Origin of the sequence: Mesorhizobium sp. M4A.F.Ca.ET.090.04.2.1, assembly GCF_003999085.1 — a bacterium.
Lineage (GTDB): Bacteria > Pseudomonadota > Alphaproteobacteria > Rhizobiales > Rhizobiaceae > Mesorhizobium.
The window spans coordinates 1-8,751 of record NZ_RZOT01000236.1; the positions used below are offsets into that span (position 1 = coordinate 1).

Annotated in this window: 8 protein-coding genes; 1 reads left to right on the top strand and 7 read right to left on the bottom strand. The window is 64.7% G+C overall.

Going from position 1 to position 8,751, the window contains the following annotated elements; genetic code table 11:
- Window positions 1-51 precede the first annotated feature (51 nt).
- The 6 genes from EN781_RS17635 to EN781_RS17660 all read right to left on the bottom strand — a co-directional run bounded on the left by EN781_RS17635 (window position 52) and on the right by EN781_RS17660 (window position 6,690).
- A complete protein-coding gene (locus EN781_RS17635; protein ID WP_126056029.1) occupies window positions 52-1,026 on the bottom strand; it encodes an ABC transporter substrate-binding protein in 975 nt (324 codons plus the stop codon).
- A gap of 385 nt (window positions 1,027-1,411) precedes the next feature.
- Window positions 1,412-2,197 carry an SDR family oxidoreductase gene (locus EN781_RS17640; protein ID WP_126056028.1) on the bottom strand — a complete coding sequence of 262 codons (786 nt, stop codon included), beginning with the start codon at window positions 2,195-2,197 and terminating at the stop codon, window positions 1,412-1,414.
- 8 nt (window positions 2,198-2,205) lie between these two features.
- A complete protein-coding gene (locus tag EN781_RS17645; protein ID WP_126056027.1) occupies window positions 2,206-2,973 on the bottom strand; it encodes an SDR family oxidoreductase in 768 nt (255 codons plus the stop codon).
- A gap of 131 nt (window positions 2,974-3,104) precedes the next feature.
- Window positions 3,105-4,613: a sugar ABC transporter ATP-binding protein gene (locus tag EN781_RS17650; RefSeq protein WP_127400184.1), complete on the bottom strand. Its 1,509-nt coding sequence runs from the start codon at window positions 4,611-4,613 to the stop codon at window positions 3,105-3,107.
- 29 nt (window positions 4,614-4,642) lie between these two features.
- Complete coding sequence (locus EN781_RS17655) at window positions 4,643-5,581, bottom strand: sugar ABC transporter substrate-binding protein (RefSeq protein WP_126056026.1); 939 nt, start codon at window positions 5,579-5,581, stop codon at window positions 4,643-4,645.
- A 134-nt stretch (window positions 5,582-5,715) separates the two neighbouring features.
- Window positions 5,716-6,690, bottom strand: a complete 975-nt coding sequence (locus EN781_RS17660; protein WP_245492607.1) for an ABC transporter permease — start codon at window positions 6,688-6,690, stop codon at window positions 5,716-5,718.
- Between the two features lie 348 nt (window positions 6,691-7,038).
- Between EN781_RS17660 and EN781_RS17665 the strand changes: the two genes are divergently transcribed.
- Window positions 7,039-8,001, top strand: coding sequence for a sugar-binding transcriptional regulator (locus EN781_RS17665; protein ID WP_126056025.1), 963 nt, complete (start codon window positions 7,039-7,041; stop codon window positions 7,999-8,001).
- On the opposite strand, the gene EN781_RS17670 is transcribed toward EN781_RS17665, so the two are convergent.
- On the bottom strand, window positions 7,991-8,584 hold the full coding sequence (locus EN781_RS17670) for a hypothetical protein (protein WP_126056024.1): 594 nt from the start codon (window positions 8,582-8,584) through the stop codon (window positions 7,991-7,993). The two genes, EN781_RS17665 and EN781_RS17670, sit on opposite strands and share 11 nt — an antisense overlap.
- Between the last annotated feature and the right edge of the window lie 167 nt (window positions 8,585-8,751).

Consider the following 8,751-nt stretch of genomic DNA (forward strand, 5'->3'; position numbering starts at 1 on the left):
GTAGAGACCCGGCCATGCCCGGCCGGGTCTCGCAGTTTCCAGTCGGAACGGTCACTGCGCCCAGGCTTTCCAGTCGGCCTCGTGGGCGGTGATCCACGCGGCGGCGACCTCTTCCGGCGTCTTGCCGTTGAGGTCGATGTCGCCGCTCATCTTGTTGAGCTCGTCGGTGTCGATCGTATAGGCCTTGGCCACCTTGTAGGCGACCGGCCATTTCTCCTTCATGCCGCCCCAGGCAAATTTCCAGATTTCGCCATGCGGCTTGCCGCAGTCATATTTGGCGTCGGGGTTGGTGCCCCATTTCGGGTCGGTGTAGCACTCCGGCGTGTATTCGGGGAATTGCACCCACTCGCCCTTGTACTTGGCCGGCGCCCAGTGCGGCGAATAGATCCACAGCATGATCGGCGCGTTGCGCTGATAGGCGGACTCGAGCTCGGCGAACATTGCCGCGTCGGTGCCGGCATGGATGACGGTGAAGGGCAGTTTCAGCGCCTCGACGCGCTCGTCGTCAAACCCTTCCCAGGTCACCGGGCCGCCCAGGTAGCGGCCCTTCGGCGCAGTCTCGGCCGTCGAGAAGGCCTCGGCGCATTTCGGGTCCTTCAGCGCTTCCCAGTTGGGCAGGCCCGGGCACTTTTCCTTCATGTATTCCGGAAACCACCATTCTTCCTTGGCCTTCGGGCCGAGCTTGCCCAGCCGTTCGGTCTGGCCGGTGGCGTCGGAAGCCTTCATGGCTTCGCCGGCGGTCGTGTCCCAGAATTCGAGGCCGACATCGAGGTCGCCATTGGTGAGGCCGGTGGTCAGGCTGGAGAGGTAATCTGCGGTCGGATATTCGACCGTGTAACCGAGCTTTTCGAGGATGCCGCCAAGAATCTTGGCGTTGAGGTTTACGCTGGTCCAGTCGAACAGGGCGATCTTGATCGGATCGCTGGATTCAGGCGCGGCCGCTTGCGCTGCCGGCGTCAGTGCGCTTGCCAGGGCAAGCGTTAGGGCTCCCATTGATGCTGTCGAAATCATGCTCCGAAGTGACATGCTTGTTCTCCTGTCAAGCTCTGGTGAGGATTATCGGTCGTTCCCTTCTTCTGGTCTTTTTATGATTGTGTTGGAAAAGCCGGTCGCTGCGCAAGCGCCCATCCGGCACTGAAGCCGGCGCCAAAGGTGAAATGATGCCAGGATGAAGGTGCCGTGCGAAGCGAGGCCGGGTCATGGCCGCCCGTCGATGGCTGCCGGGGCAGTCATCCGCGGTTCGATCGCCGCCAGCGCGGCGCTCTTGAGCATGCGAGCCATCAGGGTCCCATGATCCAGGCCTGGCGCGTCATGCGGCGAGCCGAAGCCGTTTCATAGGATGAAATTATATATACCAAGGTTCATGTCGCGCAACGCACAAACGCACTGAGCGATGCGCAATCCGACAGCCTCAGGACATGATCAGGCCGCCATCGACATTGATGGTCTGACCGGTGATGTAGGCCGCATCGTCGCTGGCGAGGAAGCTGACCAGCCCGGAGACGTCCTCGCCGCTGCCGGCACGGCCCATCGGGATGTTCTTCACCCACTCCGCCATCAGCTCGCCCGGCTTGTAGTCGCCGAGCAGCTTGCCCCAGGCGGTGTCGTTATAGGCCCACATGTCGGTGTCGATGATGCCGGGGCAGATGGCGTTGACGGTGATCTTCTCCTTGGCCACTTCCTTGGCGAGGCTCTGGGTGATGCCGACGACGCCGAATTTCGAGGCCGCATAGTGCGGCGTGTAGATAAAACCCTGCCGCGCCTGGCCCGAAGCGGTGTTGATCAGCCGGCCGCCCTCGCCATGCTTGCGCATGCGCCCGATCGTTTCCTGGCAGCACAGGAACACGCCCTTGGTGTTCACCGCCAGCACCTTGTCCCACTCGGCCTCGGTCATCGCTTCGATCCTGGCGATGGTGATGACGCCGGCGTTCTGCACCGAGATGTCGACGCGGCCGAATTCCTTTTCGGCGAGGTCGTAGAGCGCCGCGACCTCGTCCTTCCTGGTTACATCCATGCGCATTGACGCGACCTTCGCGCCCGCCGCCTTGAGGCCCGCCGCGACCTCGTCGACGCGCGGATCGATGGCGCTGACCACGACAGCGGCACCCTCCGCCGCGAAGCGTTTCGCCATCGCCGCGCCGATACCGCCGCTGGCGCCCGTGACGACTGCCGTCTTTCCCTCGAAACGCTTCTGCATTTTCTCTCCTACCAGCAGACGAAGCCGCCATCGACGATGAGGTCGATGCCGGTGACAAAACTCGAGGCGCGGGCTGCCAGGAACACGGTCGGCCCGACCATTTCTTCCGGCGTCGCCATGCGACCCATCGGCGTGTCGCGCTTGAAGATCTTTATCTGCTCGGCCACCTCCGGCCGCTTGTTCATCGGCGTCAGCGTGTAGCCGGGGCTGACGACGTTGACGCGCAGGCCGCGGTCGGCCCACTCCATGGCGAGGCTTTTCGACATGTGGATCACGGCCGCCTTCGAGGAATTGTAGTGCGCCTGCGTCAGCCCGCGATTGACGATCGAGCCCGACATCGAGGCGATGTTGATGATCGACCCCCTGCGGCGCGGCAGCATGACGCGCGCCTCGGCCTGGCACGACAGGAACACGCCGCTGACATTGACGTCGTAGATCTTCTGCCATTTCACCAGCGACAGCGTCTCGGCGGGTTCGGCGCCGGCGATGCCGGCATTGTTGACGGCGATAGTCAGCGCGCCGAGTTCTTTCTCCAGGCGCTCGATCGCCGCCGACAGGTCGCTTTCGGAGGTCACCGAGCCGTTCAGCACCAGCGCCTTGCGGCCGAGCTCCGATATCTTTTGCGCGGTCTCTTCCAGCCCGCCCTTCGAACTGTGGCCGAAGCAGGCGATGTCGGCGCCGGCTTCCGCGAGTCCGATGGCGATCGCCTGGCCGATGCCGCTGCCGGCGCCCGTGACCAGCGCAACGTCGCCGCTGAGATCGAATAGTTTGGTCATTGGTTCCCTCCTGCCGGCTCTCCCGAAATCAAAGGGCGCCAACACTTTGTTGGCGCCCCGCGCGGTCCGGTGCCTGGGAGGCTATCACCTGCTGCGCAAAGTTTCGATTCCCTGGGTTCCTCACGTCGATATCAGCTTGTCGCAAGCTCCATCACCGCGACATTGCTGGCTTCGCTGCGCTCGAGGATGCCGCGCTGGCGGCCGCGGCTCAACACCAGCACGCGGTGCGAGAGCCCCAGCACCTCCTCGAGATCCGAGCTCACCACCACCACCGCCATGCCGGAGCGGGCGAGGTCGGCGATGACGTCGTAGATCGCGGCGCGGGCTCCAACGTCGATGCCGCGCGTCGGCTCGTCCAGAATGAACACCTTGGGGGGCCGTGACACCCATTTGGCGATGATCACCTTCTGCTGGTTGCCTCCGGAAAGTTTCGAGACCGCCTGGTTGGGCTTGCCCTTGACGCCGAGCCGGGAGATGCCGGCCTCGGCGAATTTCTGCACTGCCTTGGGAAACACCCAGCCCTTCGGCGCGACATGGTCGAAATTGCCGAATGCCAGGTTCTCGCCGATCGTCTGCTCCAGCACCACGCCTTGCGCCTTGCGGTCTTCCGGCACCAGCACGACGCCGGCCCTGATCGCGGCGGCCGGGCCGTTGAGATGCACCGGCTTGCCGGCGACGCGCACCGCACCGGAAGAGATCGGGTCGGCGCCGGCGATCGCCCGCACCAGCTCGGTGCGTCCGGCGCCGATCAGCCCGGCAATGCCAAGGATCTCGCCTGATTTCACCGAAAAGCTGACGGTGTTGAAGCTCTTGTCCGGCGACGACAGATTCTCGACTTCGAGCAGCGTCTCATCGCGCGGCGGCGACAGCTTGGGGAACATGCGCTCGACGCTGCGCCCGACCATCTGCTCGACCACGGTGCGCACCGGGATGTCGGCGCGCTCGTGCCGGGCGACGATGCGGCCGTCGCGCATCACCACCACGCGGTCGGCGATCTGCGCGATCTCGTCGAGGTGATGGCTGATGTAGATGAAGGACATGCCTTCGGCCTTGAGCTTGCGGATCTGCTGGAACAGCAGCTCCGTCTCCTCGCCGCCGAGCGCGGCGGTCGGCTCGTCGAGGATCAGAAGCTCGGCGTTCAGCGTCAGCGCCTTGGCGATCTCGACCTGCTGCTGGGCGGCGACGCGCAGCGTGCGCACCTTGCGCTCCGGCGAGACATCGAGGCCGAGGCGCTTCAACTGCGCCGAGGCCTTTGCATTCATGGTCGCGCGGTCGATGCGGCCACCACGCATCGGCAGGCGCCCGACATAGACATTCTCCGCCACCGACAGGTCCGGCAGCAGCTTCAATTCCTGATGGATCATGCCGACGCCGGCCTCGATGGCCGCGGCCGGATTGGCGGGGGAGTAGGGCTTCCCCCGCCAGATGATGGTGCCGGCATCGGGCTTGGTCGAACCGGCGATGATGTTGGAGACGGTCGACTTGCCGGCGCCGTTCTCGCCGAGCAGCGCCACGACCTCGCCCGGCCGCACCTCGAAGCTCGCATCAGCCAGGACCTGCACCGGCCCGTAGCTCTTGCACAGACCGCTGACGAAGAGCCCATTGTGCGGGCTTCCGCTTTGGCGAGGGTCAGGGGACATCATGGCGCTCTCTAGAAGGGTGTCAGTCCTTACGGATGCTTGGCGATGAACTGCTCGACATTGTCCTTGGTGGTCAGCGTCGCTTCCTGCAGCTGTTCGGCGGGAATCTTGTCGCCGGCCACCAGCTTGATCGCCGCGTCGACGGCGAGGCGGCCCATGCCCTGCGTCTGCTGGGTGGCGGTGACGTCGAACACGCCGTCCTTCAAGGCCTTCAGCGCCGCCACGTCGCCGTCAAAGCCGGCAACCCACACCTTGTGGCCGGGATTGGCGACCTTGACCGCCTGCGCGGCGCCCAGCGCCAGCGCGTCGGCCTGGCCGAACACGATCGACACCTCGGGATGCGACTGCAGCAGGTCCTGCGTCAGCTTGAAGCCCTCATCCTGGTGCCAGCCTTCGCTCCACAGCTCGCCAACCACCTTGATGTCGGGATAGGCCTTGAGCGCCTCGCCGCAGCCCTTCGAGCGGTCGACTTCCGGCGTCGTGCCCTTCTGGCCATGGATGATGATCATCTCGCCCTTGCCGCCGGCCTGCTTGGCGATGTAGTCGCACACGCCCTGGGCCGAGGCGACGCTGTTGGTGGCGATGAAAGTGTCGCCCGGCGCGCCGTCGGCGTTGCGGTCGACATTGACGACCGGGAGGCCGGCGGCCTTCGCCGTCTTGGTCGGCACGGTTGCGGCGGTGGCGCCGGCCGGGATGTAGATCAGCGCGTCGATGTTCTGCGTGATCAGGTCCTGCACCTGGCTGACCTGGGTGGCCGAATCGCCCTTGGCGTCGACGGTGACAACCTCGATGCCCTTCTCCTTGGCATAGGCCTCAACCGACTGCTTGATCTGGTTGAAGAAGTCGGCCTGCAGGTTGGCGACAGCCAGTCCGAGCTTCTTGGCGTCCTTGGCCGAAGCGGCGTCGGACAGGCCAAGCAGCGGGATGATGGCCGCGGCGGCAAGCAAGAGTGATCGTTTGGTCAGCATGGTTTTCCTCCGTTGATATTCAATCTGTTCCGCCCGCGCATCACGGCGCCCCATGGCCGAACATTCCCAGTCTCGGATCGACCGATCCGTCTATCGCCCGGAGACCCGGGCGAATTCTCATTGCGCCCGGCTCCTCACTGTGCTCTGCGCCGCCAGGTGTCGGTGGCGACGGCAAGCGCGATCACCACGCCGATCACCACCTGCTGGATGAAGGGCGAAACGCCAAGCAAGTTGAGCCCGTTGCGCAGCACGCCGATGATGAGCACGCCGACCGCCGTGCCGCCGATCGAGCCGACGCCGCCCGAAAGGCTGGCGCCGCCGATGACCACGGCAGCGATCGTGTCGAGCTCGTAGCCGAGGCCAGAGCTTGGCTGTACGGAATCGAGCCTTGCGGCGAGCACGATGCCGGCAAGTCCGGCGAGCACGCCGCAGATCGCATAGACCCAGTTGGTCAGTGACCTCACCGGAATGCCGGACAGGCGCGCGACTTCGGCGCTGCCGCCGACCGCGTAGAGGCTGCGACCGGTGGCGCGGTAGTTGAGGAAGATGGCGAAGACGATCGCCAGCACGACCATCAGCCCGACAGTGACCGACAGGAAGCCGAAATGACGGATGATCGACAGGTTGGTGAACCAGTCGGGAAAGCCGACGATCTGCGAGCCGTCGGTGATCATGTTGGCGAGGCCGCGCGCCACCGACATCATGGCCAGCGTCGCGATGAAAGGCGGCAGCCTGGTCACCGTCACAAGCAGACCCGAAACGAGGCCGCAAAGGCCGGCGACGACGAGCGCCGCGGCAACGCCGGCCGGCATCCCGAGATTGAGATAGTCGGGGTGGGCGACGAAGCCCATCACCATCGAGGCCAGCGCCAGCACCGAGCCGACCGAAAGATCGATGCCGCCGATCAGGATGACCAGCGTCATGCCGATCGCCATGATGCCGAGCACGGTGATCTGGTCGAGCACGTTGAGGATGTTTCGCACCGTCAGGAAGGTGTCGGTTGTCATCGTCAGCGCCAGGCACAGCAGCGCCAGCCCGATCAGCGGTCCCATGGTTCCGGCAAACAGCGCCGAAAGCTTTGCGCCGGTCGAGCCTTGCGCGCTCGTCACGCCCTTCAGCTCGCTTGCATCGTTGCTCACAGCCACTTCGTCTCCTCCGTCGGCGGACAGGCGATGCGTCGCCGTCCGTTCTTGTTCACCAGGCATCCTCCCTTGTGAACAATTTATCTTTGATATGCAATTTTGTTCAGCTAATCTGTTCATCAGAAAATTGTCAAGGGCCGTCGCGCCGCTCAGCGGCGGTTTGCGCCACCCAACGGATTGCCCTAGGAGGGCAAGGGCATCATGCGCGACCGGAATCAGTTTTCTGGTCCGAAGCCGGTGCCGTCAGGTCGTGGAGTGGACCAAGACGACCGGACGAACGACGCTGGCTGGCGACAGCGGCAGGAGGGCATGAGGATGGCGGTGATCGAGAACGAGAAGGCCTCGCGCTTCCCGGACGCCGAGCTCAAGGCGCGCGCTGCCTGGCACTATTATGTCGAGGGTCTGACGCAGGAGCGCATCTCGGAGATCCTCGGCATCGGCCGCATCAAGGTGCATCGTATCCTCTCCGCCGCCCGCGAGGAGGGCGTGGTCCAGTTCCGCATCCGCGACAGCGTCGTCGAATGCGTGCAGCTCGAGGAGAGCCTGAAGCAGCGCTTTGGCCTGAGCCAGGCCGTTGTCGTGCCGTCGGCCGCGGACAGAAGCAACGCGCCGCTGATGATCGGCCATGCCGCGGCAACCTATCTGGCCGACAACGTCAATCCCGGTGATGTCATCGCGCTCGGCTGGGGCCGCACGCTGAAATTCGCCATCAACGAACTGCCCCGGCGGCCGATTGCCAGGACCACGGTGGTCTCGATGCTTGGCGGCCTCACTCACGCGCAGCCGCTCAACCCGACCGAGAGCGCCTGGGAGTTCGCCGAGAAGATCGGCGCCGAATGCTATCTGCTGCCCGTGCCGGTCTATGCTGACAGGCCGGAACAGCGCGATGCCTTCATGAGCCAGCGCAGCGTCCAGGACGTCGTCTTCCGTGCCCGGCGCGCCAACATCGCCGTGCTCAGCGTCGGCGCCTTCTCCGGCAACAGCCCGATCGCCAATTACGGCTTCATCAAGCCTAGCGAGCTCGAGGAATTGCAGGCGGCCGGCGCTGTCGGCGACATCCTCTGCTACTTCATCGACGTCGAGGGCCGCCCCATCGACCATGAGGTCAACCGTCGCGTCTGCGCCTTTCCGCTGCAGGATCTCTCCGATATTCCGTCGATCATCCTGGTTTCGGGTGGGCAGGACAAGGTGGCCGTCATGCGCGCCGCGCTTGCCAACACCAGGGTCTCGGTGCTGATCACCGACGAGGACGCGGCCAAGGGCCTGCTCAGTCGCTGAATTCGCAAGGCTTCGGACGGCGCTCGTACGACCAGTCAGAGAGATTGACCGGCGTGAACTTCCCCTCGATCGGCTTGCCGTCGTCCAGATCCTGCGAGGCGACACCCTTGCCGGTGAGGAAATTGATGTCGCAACTGCCGAGCGTCGTCTCGACGCCATCCACCGTCTGCTTGTTCCAGTCCCAGTTGCGGCTGTAGCCGCCGACCAGGAACCTGCCTCGGCGGTAGACGATCGTCAGCGTTTCTTCCGTCGATTTGCTGGCGCCGCAGCCGAAGCAGGACGTGATCGCCACCGATCCCTTGCCCTTGCTTTCGAGATCGATGATACGGTCTTCGGTCAGTCCCTTCCTGACGAAATCAGGCCGCGGGGGAGGATCAAGGTGGTCCTCGCCGGCTGCCAGATAGATGATGAGATCGGCCGGCGCGCCGGGCTCCTGCATCACCACAACCCTGTCCATCTTGCCGTCACGGTCGATGTCGAGTTTGAGCTCGAATGCCGGCGCGTTGCCGGCGAGTGCCGGCATCGGCAGGGTCCCCAGGGCGACAAGCCAGGGCAAGGCCGCAAGATGGAATTCTCTAATCATGAGCAATCGTCCGCCGCGCGCGGCAGCCTAACACCGGCTGCGCCAGACACAAGATTGCGGCCCGGCTCAGGCCGCGCCGAGCCGTGCATGGATGTCACGCGTCGCATGATAGAGGTCGCGGTAGATTGCCTTGCGCGCGCGATAAGCGGGCACCAGCGCATCGACCG